The organism is Vibrio furnissii CIP 102972 (assembly GCF_000176175.1).
Taxonomy (GTDB): Bacteria; Pseudomonadota; Gammaproteobacteria; order Enterobacterales; family Vibrionaceae; genus Vibrio; species Vibrio furnissii.
Map to the genome: position 1 here is coordinate 1145517 of NZ_ACZP01000014.1, position 16246 is coordinate 1161762.

Annotated in this window: 15 protein-coding genes; 7 read left to right on the plus strand and 8 right to left on the minus strand. The window is 51.2% G+C overall.

Features of this window, described 5'->3' with window-relative positions:
• Nucleotides 1–28: 28 nt before the first annotated feature.
• The gene (locus tag VFA_RS15370) at nucleotides 29–1333 is read right to left on the minus strand and encodes an inosine/guanosine kinase (RefSeq protein WP_004727777.1); all 1305 of its coding nucleotides are present in this window, start codon (nucleotides 1331–1333) and stop codon (nucleotides 29–31) included.
• 120 nt (nucleotides 1334–1453) lie between these two features.
• Nucleotides 1454–1930, minus strand: coding sequence for a CreA family protein (locus VFA_RS15375; protein WP_004727778.1), 477 nt, complete (start codon nucleotides 1928–1930; stop codon nucleotides 1454–1456).
• 168 nt (nucleotides 1931–2098) lie between these two features.
• Between VFA_RS15375 and VFA_RS15380 the strand changes: the two genes are divergently transcribed.
• Both VFA_RS15380 and VFA_RS15385 read left to right on the plus strand, forming a co-directional pair.
• Nucleotides 2099–2605, plus strand: coding sequence for a hypothetical protein (locus VFA_RS15380; RefSeq protein ID WP_004727779.1), 507 nt, complete (start codon nucleotides 2099–2101; stop codon nucleotides 2603–2605).
• 166 nt (nucleotides 2606–2771) lie between these two features.
• Complete coding sequence (locus VFA_RS15385) at nucleotides 2772–3428, plus strand: HAD family hydrolase (RefSeq protein ID WP_004727780.1); 657 nt, start codon at nucleotides 2772–2774, stop codon at nucleotides 3426–3428.
• A gap of 78 nt (nucleotides 3429–3506) precedes the next feature.
• Here the strand turns inward: VFA_RS15385 and VFA_RS15390 are convergent, their stop codons facing one another.
• A complete protein-coding gene (locus VFA_RS15390; protein ID WP_038151933.1) occupies nucleotides 3507–3722 on the minus strand; it encodes a hypothetical protein in 216 nt (71 codons plus the stop codon).
• Between the two features lie 417 nt (nucleotides 3723–4139).
• Here VFA_RS15390 and cutA point away from each other — a divergent pair, with 417 nt between their 5' ends.
• Complete coding sequence (gene cutA / locus VFA_RS15400; protein ID WP_004727782.1) at nucleotides 4140–4475, plus strand: divalent-cation tolerance protein CutA; 336 nt, start codon at nucleotides 4140–4142, stop codon at nucleotides 4473–4475.
• Between the two features lie 148 nt (nucleotides 4476–4623).
• Here the strand turns inward: cutA and VFA_RS15405 are convergent, their stop codons facing one another.
• Nucleotides 4624–5232, minus strand: a complete 609-nt coding sequence (locus VFA_RS15405) for a DUF2238 domain-containing protein (RefSeq protein ID WP_004727783.1) — start codon at nucleotides 5230–5232, stop codon at nucleotides 4624–4626.
• A gap of 230 nt (nucleotides 5233–5462) precedes the next feature.
• Between VFA_RS15405 and VFA_RS15410 the strand changes: the two genes are divergently transcribed.
• Nucleotides 5463–6302: an isopenicillin N synthase family dioxygenase gene (locus tag VFA_RS15410; protein WP_004727784.1), complete on the plus strand. Its 840-nt coding sequence runs from the start codon at nucleotides 5463–5465 to the stop codon at nucleotides 6300–6302.
• Nucleotides 6303–6475: 173 nt separating this feature from the next.
• The gene (locus tag VFA_RS15415) at nucleotides 6476–7099 is read left to right on the plus strand and encodes a DNA-J related domain-containing protein (RefSeq protein ID WP_038151940.1); all 624 of its coding nucleotides are present in this window, start codon (nucleotides 6476–6478) and stop codon (nucleotides 7097–7099) included.
• A 168-nt stretch (nucleotides 7100–7267) separates the two neighbouring features.
• On the opposite strand, the gene VFA_RS15420 is transcribed toward VFA_RS15415, so the two are convergent.
• The 4 genes from VFA_RS15420 to tesA all read right to left on the minus strand — a co-directional run bounded on the left by VFA_RS15420 (nucleotide 7268) and on the right by tesA (nucleotide 13131).
• Nucleotides 7268–8917: an ABC-ATPase domain-containing protein gene (locus VFA_RS15420; RefSeq protein ID WP_004727786.1), complete on the minus strand. Its 1650-nt coding sequence runs from the start codon at nucleotides 8915–8917 to the stop codon at nucleotides 7268–7270.
• Nucleotides 8918–9068: 151 nt separating this feature from the next.
• Nucleotides 9069–10985 carry a sensor domain-containing diguanylate cyclase gene (locus VFA_RS15425; protein WP_004727788.1) on the minus strand — a complete coding sequence of 639 codons (1917 nt, stop codon included), beginning with the start codon at nucleotides 10983–10985 and terminating at the stop codon, nucleotides 9069–9071.
• Between the two features lie 195 nt (nucleotides 10986–11180).
• Nucleotides 11181–12365, minus strand: coding sequence for an enoyl-ACP reductase FabV (fabV, locus tag VFA_RS15430; RefSeq protein ID WP_004727789.1), 1185 nt, complete (start codon nucleotides 12363–12365; stop codon nucleotides 11181–11183).
• Between the two features lie 166 nt (nucleotides 12366–12531).
• Nucleotides 12532–13131, minus strand: coding sequence for a multifunctional acyl-CoA thioesterase I/protease I/lysophospholipase L1 (gene tesA / locus VFA_RS15435; protein WP_038151943.1), 600 nt, complete (start codon nucleotides 13129–13131; stop codon nucleotides 12532–12534).
• Here tesA and VFA_RS15440 point away from each other — a divergent pair.
• Together VFA_RS15440 and VFA_RS15445 are read left to right on the plus strand one after the other, a co-directional pair.
• Entirely contained in the window at nucleotides 13130–13807 is a 678-nt protein-coding gene (locus tag VFA_RS15440; RefSeq protein ID WP_014258130.1) for an ABC transporter ATP-binding protein, read from the plus strand. The genes tesA and VFA_RS15440 overlap by 2 nt on opposite strands.
• A complete protein-coding gene (locus tag VFA_RS15445; protein ID WP_004727791.1) occupies nucleotides 13804–16245 on the plus strand; it encodes an ABC transporter permease in 2442 nt (813 codons plus the stop codon). The genes VFA_RS15440 and VFA_RS15445 overlap by 4 nt, the downstream gene beginning before the upstream one ends.
• The last annotated feature ends 1 nt before the right edge of the window (nucleotide 16246 follow it).

Below are 16246 nucleotides of genomic sequence, written 5' to 3' on the forward strand. Positions count from 1 at the left end.
TGGTGGAATGCCAGTCTTCGTGAACGATTTATCGATCCCAGTAGGTTTCTTCTAGGCTGTCTTCTCGTTCAGGCAGCGCACGTGACAAACGTGGCGAGTGCTGCGTTAACACTTCGTAGCTGACGCGGTTGGCATATTTGCACACTTGCGATAGCGACGAGTAGGTCAAATAGTGTCGATCGTGCTTGGCCGAATTGGGTACATTGCGCAAGTGGTAGCTGTTGGCCGCCATGTCGTGCAGCAATGCCGACAACGCGCCATCGCCAGCACCGTTGGTGTTTTTGATCTCTAAGGGGCCGCCAAGGTATGGGCCGATGTGAGAATAAACACGCAGTGGCTGCTCGCAGTCTTGCTGGCGCATTGCGCGGCTGAATTCGTATTTGTTGAACTCAGCAATATTGCCCGGCAGCAGCGGCAGTTCGGTTTCGCGTTTAGCGGCTTCATCGACGTAGCCGGCCATGTATAGGCCAACTGGGCCAGCGGTACACAACACCAAATCGACCCATTCGAGCGCTTTATCGGCAGCGAGAAGCGGATCTTTTTCGCCGGTCAGCGCTTCACCTTCTTCTTCATTCATCGCCAAAACGGTGACGTGTTCTTTGAGGTAGTCCTGCCACCATGTTTCATTGCCTTCGATCACGTACTTCGTGCCAAGCGTGAGTACCACCGGCACCGATTTCGCTTTGGCAATTTCAATGGCGCGTTGTACGGCTTGAGGCATCGGATCGTTTGGCTTACCGCGCATCAGATACGAAGAGACCACCAAAGCAGACGCCTTATCGAATACGTCTTCAGGAATGCTTTCAGGATGCAACTGGTTCATGTGACCTTCGTTGATCGCAAAAGTACGTTCACCATTTTCAGAAATGAGAGTGTAACAACGGCCAATCGGGCCATCCACGGTTTGAAGATGGTTGAGGTTCATGCGTGACGACGTGCGGCACAAATAGCGATACGCGTAAGAGCCAACTTCGACGTTTTTTGACATCACGCCGAGCAGGACCGATTTGCTGTCCGCCAGCACGGAATAGTTGTGCAGGGTATTGCCAATGGTGTCACCCGGGTATTGGTGTGTGATCAAATTCCGTTCGACCAGTTCTTGGTAAAGCGCGTCGGCTTGACTCTCTTCCAGTACCAGAGAATGTCCTTTACTCAGGTTGTATTTGTCTAAGAATGCATTATCCACGCGCGCTTCAATATCAACGATGGTCTGACCGACACCGACGATCGTAGGGCGATGGAGTAGTGGGGTTTGTTGGATTTGGTTGACCAACGGATCACGGGCGTGCGTCGGAAAATAATGCTTAGATTTGCGCTGTCCAGGAAACTTCATGTGTTAAGTGGGCATTGTGAAAGAATTTTCGCGGATGATATCACAAAAATTTATGCAAAGTTTCATTTTAACGACATAAAAAAGCGACTCAGAACGAGTCGCGGGCATTGATGATGTGCGCTATTTTTCAGCAGTCGTAGGGAAGGCGTTGTAAGCCTTTGTTCCCCAAAGCGGTACCGTCGACAGGCTGTGCTTGAAACTGCCTTCGGTTTCTTTGGTGGTGTATGAGAGGTAGAGCAGCGTTTGGTTCTCAGCATCGTAGATGCGGCGTACTTTCATGGTTTTGAAGAAAATACTCTTTGATTTCTTAAAGACCACTTCACCCGATTTGCTCTTATCAATCTGTGCGATCATTTCTGGCGTAATGTCGCCGGTTTGACGGCAAGAGATGGAGCTGTCGCTTGGATCTGCAAAACTCAGATTCGCTTCAATGGAAGCGATATGACATGTCACACCCGTCACCACATCATCTTTGAGCGAGCCAATCTTAATATCTTTCATGGTAAACATACCCAAGCTGACGTCGCCCACTTCGGAGTTATCACACCCGGCAAGGGCAAGCGCGCTTAAAGAAATTACGGCTAATTTCTTGATCATTTTATTATTCCAACTGTTCACGTTGAGTCCATGATAGCAGTATGTTACGAGAAAGACAGAACCGAATTGTGGTAGACTCTAGGTTTTCGGTGCTGTGACACGATTTCGCCTGCGCGCGATCATCGCCGTCTGCACCTGATATTTTGCTAACGATAAGAAGTACGCCTTATGACACCGTCATCTCATGCGATTGTTGAAATCAAAAATCAGTGGCTCTGGAGCCAAGTTGATGTCGAGTATCCGACACCGGAAAGTCTCAAGGGGCGTGCGCTCTATCAAGCCCATACCGCATCTCGCCAGGTTCAACCCTTTGCCAGCCAACCGCAGGATTCAGCGGCACTGGATGATATCTTTCTGGTCGATTTTCACCGCCTGACCATCATGTTTGCACTGCTACAAGCGGCGCAGATGGAGACGGAAGCTGAGCAGAATTTGCTGGTCGAATTCTTCACCCAAATTATCTTTTCTGAGCCTTGCTCACTGTATGTCGGGTTTGAAAACTCACAACCAGTGGCGGCCGCGATCGTCACCGCACATGGCGACAACGTATTGGTGTCGGACATCGCACTGAATGCCAATCAAACCTACGCCGATGCCCCTCAGTTTGCCGCGGCTGTGTTGGCGAAATGGTGCCAAGCCCATGCGTTCGATGGCGAGGCGTTCCTCGAAGTATAAACGTCAATAATGTTGCAGCTTTAAGACAGCTTAGGCCACTCACGTTCAGAAAAGTGATGTTGGTTGGGAAATTGTTTTTCACCATGTGAGAACGGTTTCATTTCCTTCGTTGTGTTATTTCGTCGTGATTGTATGCGTATACACTGCTCGAAAAGGGGGAGCGTATATGACTAACAAAAAAACAAACTGCGTTATTTTTGACTGTGAAGGGACGTTGGTTGACAGCGAGCGTCTTTGTTGCGAAGCCCTTGTTCGAATATTCAATGAGTTAGATGCAAATCTGACGGTGGACGATGTCGCGGATACCTTCGAGGGTGGCAAGATTGCGGACATTCTGACCGCCACATTAGAGCTGGCATCCATGACTGCGGATTTAGATGTTTTGGAAGCGCGCTACCGCGATGTGTTGGATACGCTGTTCGCTCATGAACTGAAACCAATGGATGGCGTGTTGCCTCTGCTGGAGACGTTGACGCGTCACAATGTGGAGTTCTGCGTGGCCTCAAATGCGCCGCGCAATAAAATCGAAACCACGCTGCAGTTGGCCGGCTTGCTGCCGTATTTCAATGGTAAAGTCTTTTCGGCGTTTGAAGCCAACAGTTGGAAACCCGAACCGGATTTGATTCGCTATTGCGCGATGAATATGGGCTTCATGTTGGATGAGTGCGTGTATGTGGATGACACCGCAAAAGGGGTGGAAGCGGGTGTGCAAGCGGGCGTGACCACGTATCAGTTGGAACCGTTGAGCCCGGCCAACCGCACCACGCACGACGACGTGGTGATCCTCAGTAAATTAGAACAACTTACGGACTATGTCTGTTAAGCGAATACGACGTGTCAGCGAATAGAGCGATTCGATGAACACATCGGTTCGTTGAACACCAATAAACGCCGCGCTAGCTTAGTGCATGGTTGGGCGAAGCGAGTGCGTGCGATGTAATGCAGATGAATGATGCAGCAGCATCAATTGCAGTTGAATGCTTTTCAGATGGTCGGTTTTAAATCCGCACTGACCGCAAATAAACTTTTCCCCATCCTCCGACATCAGGTATTCGTCATGTTGGCAAAGTGGACAGCAATCGAGCGATAAAGCATCGGTATGGTTTGATTTTGTCATAATGAACTTACTCAGCAGCGATAAAAGCGTGAATGTTGACCCTTATGGATGAAGCCTTGGCTGCTCGCCGGTGGCGCCATGATGTTGGGTTTCATTTGTTATGCTTCTAGAATAATCGGAATCATGAATCCGTACTGTTACAGTGTTGGGTTTTGTGCTGGTTTTGAGAGTGAATTCATAAATAAATCTGTCATCACACTGAAAAACAACATAGAAATTTATTCTATTTCTAAGGCTGATGGCACTTTTAAAGTTCTGAATGAAAATCATACCGATTCTCAGTGAAAATGACCGCATCGTTGAATGGGGGGGACTGAGATCGCAGCGTGGTGGTATAGCACTCTCCGCACCGACGATTTCGGTATATGCTTTGTGAAGTGATGAGGTTTCGATTGAACTCGATGAGAGGAGAGCACGATGGAGAAGCAGGCATTCTGCATGGTTTTGACCACCACCAATCGTCCGGAAAACGCGCAGCAAATCACCCATAGCCTGCTGTCAAAACAACTGGCAGCGTGTGTGCAGTCCATGCCAATTCAAAGCCACTATCTGTGGAATGGCGAAGTATGCTGTGATGCCGAAATTTTGCTGATCATCAAAACGCGCCAAGCGTGTTATGCCGACCTTGAACAGGAAATCGCGCAGCTGCATTGTTATGAAGTGCCACAAATTGTCCAAGTGCCGATTGTCGATGGCTTCAATCCATATCTGGCATGGATTGAGCAAAATACACCGACGACAGAAACCCGGTAGCAGGTGAGTCACCTGAACAGATCAGGTCACGCACACAAATCGAGGCGCTCAAGCACATCGAATCATCCAAATAAAAAAGGAGCCTCAGCTCCTTTTTCTATGCGCGTTCTATGCGTGCGATTTTCTACACCATACGAGGTATAACCGGTTAAGCCACGGAAAAGCGCTGCGGTTGCATTCGGCACTGCACGCTCATCACGCACAACGCGGTGATCGCTCCCAGTGTGTCGCACAGCATGTCTTTTTGAGCATCCCAAATGTCGCCTTGTGATCCCAAAAACGCGATGCCTTCCTCGCCGCCCGCCAAATCGGCATACCACCATTCGATGATTTCATAGCCAGCGGCAATACTCATGATGCAAAACAGCGCAAACGCTCCTGCGATCCAGCGGTTCGCGAGTTGGCGGCGAATGAGATATTCCGCGATGGGGTAAGCATATAAGCCGATTGCAAAGTGTGCGACGCGGTCAAAATTATTGCGCTCAGAGCCAATCAGTTGGTTGAACCAGTCAAATGGGACTTCTGCGAATGTGTATTTCGCGCCAATGGTATGTAGGGTTAACCAAATAAACATCAGCAGGTAGGCCGTTTTACTTAACGTTTGATGGGTGGATGCCCACCAAATCCCGACCAAAATCAGTACGGCGGGCAGAATTTCGGCGATCCATACCGCGCGTGACGATGGGGCAATGGCCGAGAACACAAAGACCACAGCGTAGGCAAGCGTAAAGCCAATCAAACTTTTGGGAAAATTCATTGGGTGATCAATCCTTTTTTAAGTGCTGAGCCTATGGTGCCACTATTATGAACGCTGTTCAATTGTGTTTTTGCGCGGGAAAGTCATCTGACGTAAACGTTTACTGTTGAAATTGGCGTGGTTCGCTCAGATTCAGCGCATTCAAAACCGAACATTTCATTAAAGTTTGATTTACCCCATAGTGACTTTTAAAATCCCGCGTTCAATTCTCATAACAAAAAAGTAAAGTCATGAAACTGGACACTGTCGATTATCTTGCTCCGGATGCTGCCGAGCAATTTGTAAAGTCACTGCGCGAAACGGGATTTGGCGTACTCAAAAACCACCCGATTCCCAAAGAGTTGGTTGAATCCATCTACGAAAATTGGTACCAATTTTTTACTTCAGCACGTAAAAATGAGTTCCAGTTTAACGTCGATACACAAGACGGTTATTTCCCTCCTAGCGTCTCGGAAGTGGCGAAAGGTCACACCGTGAAAGACATCAAAGAGTACTTTCACGTTTATCCTTGGGGTCAGATCCCGCAAGAGCTGAAAGAACAGATTCTGGATTACTATGACCGCGCAAATGCATTTGTCGCAGAGCTACTGAGCTGGGTGGAAGCACATGCTCCGGCAGACGTGCAGGCGCGTTTTTCGATTGCCTTGTCTGAGATGATCAACGGCAGTGAGAAAACCTTGTTGCGTGTGCTCCATTACCCGCCAATGAGTGGTGATGAAGAGCCGGGCGCAATCCGCGCGGCAGCGCATGAAGACATCAACCTGCTGACGGTGCTTCCTGCGTCGAACGAGCCGGGCTTGCAAGTGATGGGCAGCGATGGCAGCTGGATCGATGTTCCTTGTGATTTTGGCAACTTGATCATCAACATCGGTGACATGTTGCAAGAAGCATCGGGCGGTTACTTCCCGTCGACCACGCACCGCGTCATAAACCCAAGTGGTGAGCGCCAAACTCAATCGCGCATTTCTCTGCCGCTGTTCCTGCATCCGAAGCCAGAAGTGGTGTTGTCTGAGCGTTACACAGCGCACAGCTACCTGATGGAACGTTTGCGTGAACTGGGCGTGATTTAACCGCGCTCGGTTATCTACCTCAAGGCCAGCCATGTGCTGGCTTTTTTATTGTGTCAACGTTACATCAGAAACAGATGCTAGTTCAAAAACTTGCATTGTGAAACGGAGTGCGACTCGACAAATCGGTCAATTTGGATTTGAATTTAATGCAGGGATTGAAAAACGAGCATCGTATGTCTGATACACAACCGCTGAGCGCGACCTTCCAAACGTACATGGAAAATCCGCTGCTCTGGCCGATTCTGGAAGTGTTGAAACAACAGCCATCGGGCTGGAAAGTTCACACGTTGGCCGCCCATTTGAGCGAACTTGAATTGGTGCCAGTACTCGATGATGCGCCAGAAAAAGACTTGTTTAAACGTAACTTTCTGATCATGAACGCGCTCTATCAGTTGCAGGAAATCTTGTATCCACAAAAATGGTTGCAAGTAGAAGCGATGGACATTGTGTTGATGCCGATGTTTCGTAATGCCAACCATGTTATCGACCCGGACGAGCCTTTGCGCGATTACTACACCAACTGGACCCATTATGAGGCCAGTGAAGGGGAAGTGAAGCGGCTATTGAACGAGTTTTGGACCCGCTATCGTCGGTTTGTCGGGGGGGAAACGGTCAGTCACCTCAATCGCCATGAGGCCTTGCGTTTGTTTGACTTACCGAGCGACGCAACATCGTTTGAGATTCGCAAAACATGGCGCAAACTGGCGCTGCGTTGGCATCCGGACCGTGACAATGGCGATGCCGAGCAGTTTCGTATTTTATGTGCTGCATGGAATGTGTTACGTCAAGAGTATTAATTTGCTGATTTGAATACCAATAAAAACGCCCGCGACAAGGTCTGCGGGCGTTTTTTTATTGTTGCTCAGCGGCTCTAACGGCTCAGCGGCTCTCGCTTCTCTGCTTTTTTCGAGGGCACACGTTGTATGCACTCACGCATCAAAGGCCAGCCGATTTCGCCGAGACGTTTACGCTTTGAATTGCGATTTGCGCATGCGGTTCAATGCAGCCATGGCATCTAGAATGCGTGGCTTGGCCAGATCGCCGTGATTTGGCATCGCGGTGTACCAGTGTTCGGTGAGCATTTCCGCCATCTCTTTGGCTGGGTTTTTTGACCAACCTGGCAGCTGTGCCAACTGGAACCACAACCAACCAATTGCGTTCACTTCAGACGCTGATTCCAACTGCTCTAGCGCTGAAATATCTGCAAACTCTTTCCCGAAGCGCAGCGCATCAACCCCTTTGGCGGAGACGCGGAACTTTCCTTCAACCAGCAGTTTTTGCAGCGCGGCACGGTTAAACGAGCGCGGAGGGAAGGTTGCCAGTGGCGTTTCACATTCGTTACGACGGGCCGTTGGGTGCTGAGCGATCACTTGCTGTGCTTTCTCGGTAACGTCGACGGCTTGGTAATCGTGCATTTGAATCACGGTGTCCGCCACATCTAGATAATCGCCTGAGCCGCCCATGACCACCAAAGTTGAAACACCGAGTTCATCACGCAATTGACCGATACGGTCGACCAGCGGCGTGATGGGTTCATCGCCTTTGCTCACCAGCGCTTGCATGCGCTCGTCGCGAATCATGAAGTTGGTGGCAGAGGTATCTTCATCAATCAGCAGCGTGGTCGCGCCAGCTTCGATGGATTCTTGCAACCATGCCGCTTGCGATGTGGAGCCCGACGCGTCTTGCGTGCTGAAATCGCTGGTGTTTTTGCCCATGGGCAGGTGATTGATGTAGTTGGCTAAATTCAGGTTGTGTACGCAGCGGCCATCTTCGGCACGGATCTTCATCGCATTGCCATCGGTCACGATGCGCTCACGGCCATCTCCCGGAATGTGGTTGTAAATTGAGCGCTCTAGCGCAGTCAACAGCGTTGATTTCCCGTGGAAACCACCGCCCACAATTAAGGTGATGCCTTGACGAATCCCCAAACCACGAATCTCACCTTGGTTGGGTGTGGTCAGCGTCACTTCCAGTGCGCTTGGCGCAGTGAAAGGAACGGCGTCTTTCATCGGCAGGTCACAGTTACCGGCAAGGCGTGGTAGCACACTGCCATTGGCAACAAACGCGACCAAGCCTTGGTCTGCCAGTTGATCGCGCAGTGCGTCTTGATCTTCGATGATCTCACAGTGGTGGATCAGTGCGTCTTTATCCAGCTCACGCTCAATGGTGGCGCGGCGAATGAATTTTGGCATGTGGAACGTCAAGATATTCAGCGCTTTCTTGGCCAAAATATCACGCCCTTCTGCCGGCAGACTCATGCGAAAACGCAGTTCGATTCCGTCATCGGTGAACACCACGGAGGTGCTGTCGAGCACCGTCTGGCCACTGAGCGAAATGGAAATGGAGTTCTCTTGCTTGGCAAATTCAGCAAAGGAACGAGCGATAAAATCACGCGCCGCACGTTGGTAAGACGGCGATTTCTCGCGCAACCAATCAAGGCCGGTGAGCGACCAAGCGCGGGTCGCGCGAAGACGAGAGGCCGAAGCGTAAGGATCCGACTGAACGTGATCGATATACAGGGTGTAGTCACCAAAATCATATTGGCCTTTAATTTGCTGATACGCTCGGTAGTTCTGTTTTTCGAGTTTTTTCAGTATAGATGTTAATAGATCCATCTCGTTTATCGCTCATTGAGAAAGAGAAAAGGGGGCGATTATAGGGAGCGCCCACCTGAGAGTAAAGGGATGATAAGCAATTCAAAGCAGTGGGGAAACCTTTAATTGGCTTCCCCTTGCGTGCGCGGGGGAACCGAGGCGAGCCGCGAAACTACTTTGATGCTAAGTGGGTGTTGTCGCCCAATTTGGCAAAGGAATAACTTTGATTGAGCATCACCAGTTCAAACTCTTCGGTTGGCAATGGACGTCCGTACAGATACCCCTCAGCAATATCGCATCCTTCTTCAATGAAAAACGTGTCTTGCTCTGGGGTGTCGACGCCTTCAACCCCAACTTGCAAATGCAGTTTCTGCGCAACGTGAATGACTGAACGCAGAATCTCTTCGTCTTCGTCGTTATGGGTGAGTTGCTGCACAAAGGTTTTGTCGAGTTTGATTGCATCAAATGGGTAATGTTTTAAGTGATGGAATGAGGCAAATCCCGACCCAAACTCGCTCAGTGTGAGGTGAACTCCCAATTGATGTAAGGCGCTGAGTGTGTTGCGCGCGACGACTTCATCGGACAACAAGGCATTTTCGTTGATCTCCAAATCAAGTTGCGCGGGCGGTACATCATGCGCGTTAAGTAAGGCTTCGATCTGTTGGGCCAACTGACCATTTTGTAGCTGACCCGTCGAAATTGCAGCGGTGAGTCGTAGCGAGGGGAAGGAGTGACGCCAGCGGCCGGCCATTTCAATGGTGTGGCGCAGCACAAAGTTACCCACTTCAAACATCAGCCCGTTTTGTTCGGCCATGTTGATGAGCGCTTCATGTGTGACGTCGCCCAGCAGCGGATGGCTCCAACGCAGGACGGTTTGCGCGCCTAACCAACGGCGTGAACGGGGATCCACTTTGGGTTGAAAATAGAGCGCCAAGTCATCATTTTGCAACGCCTGCAACAGGTAACTTTCCAGTGCATTGGCGGACGCCAATTGATCCGCGCTGGATTGAGAATGGTAGTGGAACTGATAGCCGGAATCTTTGCAGGCCAACATGGCTTCGGACGCAAAGTGGATCAGTTCTCCGGCATGAGCGGAGTCGGCATGGGTCGCAATGCCAATGTAGGCGTTGAGGTGAAAGCGTTCTTGCTCAAGTTGAAACTCGGCTTGATGAATGCCGACCAGCCGATGGCACAGTAGCTCCAAACTGTTCTCTAAGGATGGCGCTTTGACCAACAGCACCAAATCGTTGGCGGTGGGGCGCGCCGTGAGGATTTCAATGCCTTCAAAATGCCCAACGCGTTCGCGGTAGCGCTTCAGCACTTTCTCCCAGTTTTGATACCCCAAGCGCGATTGCAGATGACGGGCGTTGGCAAAGCCAACATACAGCAGTGCCAAATCGTGATCGCCACGCGTGAGTGCTTTGTCGACTTCACGCTCCAAACCGGAATGATTGAAGAAAGCGGTGCTGGTGTCGTGGTGCAATTGGAACGCGACTAACTGTTCCGCCGCTTTACGCTTGTCAATTTCCTGATTGAGGGAGTAGTTGAGGTCGGCCAAATCTTGGGTGCGAATTTGAATGCGTGCTTGCAGATCATCATTGAGCAGTTTGAGCTTCTGATGTTGGTAAATCACAGTGAGTTGCGATTCGAGCGAAACACGAAAACTTTGCAGCAGCTTGCGATACGTGGGCGTGAAGGCATTCGCTTTATTGTCCAGCACACAGATGGTGCCAAACAGGTCGCCATTGGGCCAACAGACCGGAATCCCGCAATAGGCCACCATGCCGTGAGAAATATCAGGGTTATGACGCCATTTCATGTCAGTTAAGGCATTTGGAATGAGTAGTTCTTGACGTGTTTTGGCCACTGTTTCGCAATACAGGCCTTGGCCGAGGGCTTCGGTGTCACCGCTGCGATACGGCTGTTTGACATTGGTGTTGGCGCAGAAAACTTCGATTTCTTCATCGTGCAGACGCATGATGAGTGCGGCGGGAACCTGGAGGATATCGGCCAACAGATTGACGATGGTTTGCCAGCCACTTAGCATCTCTTGAGGAACAGTTAATGACTGTGTATTGATTTTCGACATACAGCCCATCCTTTGAACGTCGGCGGAACCGCTGAGCGATCCGTGCTCAGCTTTCGTGCGCTGCGTTGTTGCAGCACGTATTTACAGTATATGAACGGGTTGGCAAATCGACAAAAAAAGTCCCGGCAAATGCACGGGACCTTCACAAATTGACAGAAATTGTCGCCGATTCGACATTCGGCTCTGGCGAAGCGTCTAAAAGCGTTCTAGGTCGACGTCAGCATCGTAATCGATGCCGTCAAAACCAAATCCATTCAAACGCAGGAACTCGGCTTTAAAGCCCGCGTAGTCGCCCATTTGTTGGAAGTTGCTGCCGTTCATTTCAGCCAGCACTTCACGCACGCGCTGTTGCGTGTCAGGGTTCAGTTCCCAGTCATCCATACGTACCAGACGTTCACCATCAACAGGCACGCTGGTGTGACTATAGAGTTTGTCACTGAACAAACGATGCATCTGCTCAATGCATCCTTCGTGTGTGCCTTTTTCTTTCATCACGCGGTACAGCGCCAACATGTATGGGCTTAAGCCGGGAATGAAAACGCTCGCTTTGGTGACCAAGGCTTTACACACGGTGGCGTAGGCACCGCCATCAAAGTTTGCCAGTTTCAGGTTGAGTGAATGGCTGGTTTGATGCAGGTCGATTTTTGCGCGACCGAGCGTGCCATCGAGATAGATCGGATGCGTGATTGATGGACCCACATACGAAAATGCGATGGTTTTACATCCTGGCGCGATGGACTCGTTGTTGATCAGCGTATCAATCCAGCTTTCCCAATCTTCACCCCCCATCACATGCAGCGTGCTGTCGATCTCTTCATCGTTGGCCGGTTCCAAGGTGGTGTCGACCCATGTGTCGTTTTCCAACACAATCGTCGCGCCAGAAACGGCGTTACCAATCGGTTTGATGGCGGAACGCCAGAACTCATCGCAGCCCGGTTTGCGGCGCATGCCACTGGCAATACTGTAAATCACCAGATCCACTTCACCTTCAAAGTAGGTTTCGATCGCTTCAACGACTTGTTCTCGCACGGCATCGGAAAATACATCGCCGTTGATGTTGACCGCGATGTGGCCTTCACGTTCAGCAAATTTCTTGAACGCCAGATTATTGAAATAGCCAGCGCTGCCCACCCCTTTCTCAGACGGGCCGCGTTCAAAAGAGACCCCAATCGTGTCGGCGTTGGCACCACCAAATGTGAGTGCAATGCGTGCCGCCAAACCAAAGCCGGAAGAGGCGCCGAGGATCAGAACGCGTTTGGGCCCCTGTGTGATCGGTTTTGCCGATTTAACGTACTCAATTTGTTGTAAAACCGCTTGTTCACAGCCAAGTGGATGAGCGGTGCGGGCCACTACACCCTGAATCACGGGCTCAATGCGCATTGATGATCACCTTTTAAACATTACAGTAGGGGGAGTGTTAACAATATCGTAAAGCTGCGTAAATTTTATTGAGCTAGACCATTAAAAACTGGGATTTTAAGCAGGGAAGGCCGATTCCGCATGGTGTGAACGCCGCGGAATCGGGGAGGAAAAGGTGAAAATAAGATCAGAGCAATGGCGCGAGTTGTTGCGCCATAAAATCGGCGATCCAAGGCTGTGCTTCCGGTTTAGGGTGCAAACCATCGTTCATCATCCATTCGGGTTTAACGATGACTTGTTCCAGAAAAAACGGGATCAGCGGCACGGATTTTTCGTCAGACAGGGTGGGGTACAGTTGGGCGATCGCATCGCTGTAACGCTTGCCATAATTGGGCGGAATGCGAATTTGCATCAGAATCACGTGACTCTTATTGGCCTGAATCTGGTCGATCATCGCGCGTAAATTGTTTTCGACCACTTTGGGAGGAAAGCCGCGTAAACCGTCATTGGCGCCCAGCTCGATCAACACGGTGTCGGGTTGATGTTGTTTCAGCAGGGATGGCAAACGGTCAAGGCTATTGCCTGTGGTATCGCCGGAAATACTGCCGTTAACAACCGATACATTTTTGCCGTTTCCCGCCAACGCACTGCTGAGTAAACTGGGCCAAGCTTGCTCAATCGGCATCTGGTAGCCAGCGCTTAAACTATCGCCAAGTATTAAGAGTGTGTTACTACTAGCGCTAGCAGAAAAGAAAAGAACAAGAATCAAGGAAAGTCGTCTCATCATGCAAACACCTGTTATTTCAGCTCAATCGTTATCCAAAGTAGTCTCCACCAATCAGGAGCAATTAACAATCCTTAAAGAGGTGAATCTGCAGATTCATCAGGGGGAAAGCGTTGCCATCGTCGGTACCTCTGGCGCGGGCAAGTCCACGCTGATGACCCTGCTTGCCGGGTTAGATACGCCAAGCCACGGAGAAGTTCATCTGCTGGGCAAAGCGCTCTCCGCGTTGGATGACGAAGCGCGCGCGGCCATTCGCAGTGAATCGGTCGGGTTTGTGTTTCAGAGTTTTCTGCTGATCCCGAGCCTGTCGGCTTTGGAGAACGTGACGCTGCCCTGTTTGTTGAAAGGGGAAGCGGAAGATCGCGAGCGAGCGACTGCGCTGCTGACGTCTGTCGGATTGGAACATCGGATTCATCATTCGCCGAGCCAACTGTCCGGTGGCGAGCAACAACGCGTCGCCTTGGCGCGCGCGTTCATGATTGGCCCGCAAGTGCTGTTTGCTGATGAGCCAACCGGTAACCTCGATCAAGAGACGGCGGCGAAAGTGATTGATCTGCTCTTTGAACTCAACGCGAAACATGGCACCACGCTGGTGCTCGTCACTCACGATCCAAAACTGGCGGCGCGTTGTGATCGTCGTTTTCACATGCAAGCGGGCATGCTGGAGGAGCGCACATGAGTCAGCATTCGGCCCCTGCGCTTAATCGACGTCTCATTCGTTGGAGTTTGAGCGAGATTCGTCACGGCCAGTTGTGGCCTATTTCTGTCGCGCTGACGCTGATCATCGCATGCGTGTTTGCGCTAACGGCGCTGGCTGGTCGCATGGAACAAGTGGTGGTGAAGCAGGGCAAAGATGCCTTAACTGCGGACAGCGTGTTCGTTTCTGCCAACCCGATTCCGCCCGCGCTGCAAGCGCTGACTGAGCAGCAAGCGTTGACCACATCCACCATGACCCGCTTTGCGACCATGGCCTTTAGCGACAACGGCATGCAGTTGGTGACGGTCAAAGCCGTCGATAGCGATTACCCGATTCGCGGTGAGATGCAGCTTTCCGACGGTCAAACCATCGTTAATCATCTTCAGCCTGGTCAACTGTGGCTCGATGAACGCATTTTTGCTCAGCTTGATGTCGCGATAGGAGACAACGTGACGATTGGCGATGCCGATTTTACGGTGAGTGGACGTATTGTCGAAGAGCCGGGGCTGAGTTTTAACCCCTTTCAACAAATGCCGTCGGTGTTGATTCATCAGCAGGACGTGGCCAAAACTGGTGCATTGCAAGTGGGAAGCCGAGTCAGTTACCGCTTGTTTATCAATGGGGAACCGGCGCAAATTGAGGCCTTGAAAAAAGCAACCGAACTGACGCCGAGCGACCGTTGGCGCGATCAAAACAGCGCCAGTCGCACCAACGAGGTGTTTGAACGCACTCAGCAATACCTTTCGTTGACCGTCGCCATCGTCATCATTATGGCCGCGACCACCTTAGTGCTGACGTGTCAGCATTATGTGTCTACGCGTCAACGCACCATTGCGATGCTCAAAAGTTTGGGCGCCAGCAAGCGTTGGATCTTCCGCTGGTTGGCTGTTCAAGTGTTGATGCTGCTGGGGTTTGCTGCCCTTGCTGGCATCGTGATTGGTGTGGGGCTGGAATATCTGCTGCGGGTGCCGCTGGTGGATCTGCTGCCCAATCCGCTGCCGGGTTATGGTTACAAACCGGTGATGGTTGCGTTGGCATCAAGCGTGTTAATTGCGGTGCCCGCGTTGGGCATTCCGCTGGGGCATCTGCTGAATGTGAATGCCGTGAGCGTGATGCAAGCGACGCAACAACAGCGTCGTCACCGCTGGAATGTGGCGCTGATTCTGGTGCCGCTGGTGCCGATGCTGGCGGTGTACTGGCAAAACCGTTTGGTGTGGATTGTGCTCGCTGGCATCGTGGTGCTGTTTGTGGTCTTGGCGCTGCTAAGTGTGGCGGTGACCAAAGCCCTTGGCCGCCTGCCGTTGAACACCTCGATGAAACTGGCGCTGAGCCGCATCAATCGTTCGAGCGTCGCGACCGGTATTCAGTTTGGCGCGTTGTCGCTGTCGTTGATGCTTTTAGCCGTGATGTGGCTGGTGCGTACTGATCTGCTGTCGGATTGGCAACGCACATTGCCGCCGGATGCCGCGAATGCGTTTGCGCTGAATATTGCATCGTATGAAAAAGAGGCGTATCTCAAAACGCTTGATGACGCTGGCATTGAGCGCTCTCAGGCATTTCCAATCATTCGGGGTCGATTGGCTGATATCAATGGTGTGGATGCCAAAACACGGACTCAGGGAGAAGAGGGCACTGATGCGTTACGCCGAGAGCTCAACTTCACATGGGGGGAAACGCTACCGAGCTACAACGAGGTGCTGGATGGTCAATGGACCACGCACGATGGGGTGTCGGTTGAAGAGGATGTGGCGCGCGATCTGGGCTTGAAGATTGGCGATACATTGACGTTTGTGATCAACAGTCAAAAGATTGAAGCGACGGTGAACACCATTCGCCACGTGGAATGGCGTGAAATGAAGCCGAATTTCTATTTCATCTTTACCCCGGATGTCATGAAAGACATCACCGGCAGCTGGCTGGTGAGCTTTCGGGTTGAACCCCAGCATGATGCATTGCTCAATCAATTGTCGCGTAACCACCCGACTGTAAGCTTGATGGATATCCGCTCGATGGGGGCGAAGATCCAAACGTTGCTGACGCAGATCGTTTGGTCGATCACCGTGTTGGCGGCATTGGGCGTGGTGGCCGGTATCTTGTTGATCTTCACGCTGCTGCGCTTGAGTTTGAGCCAGCGCCAGCAAGAGATTCAGCTCTATCGCACGCTGGGGGCGAGCCGTCGCCGAGTCACACGCACCATTTGGGCCGAGTACGGCTTAATGGCACTGATCGCAGGTTTGGTCGCGAGCCTCAGTGCGGACGCCGTGGTGGCAAGCGTGATGAAGTTTGGTTTTGAGCTCACGCCATCTGCGCATTTTGTGATGTGGTTGACGCTTCCTGTGGTGACGTTTTGCACACTTGCTGTGGTTGTGAGCAGTCTCATCAAACGGTTATTAGTTCCTATAAATAAAGCGTTTAATTAGA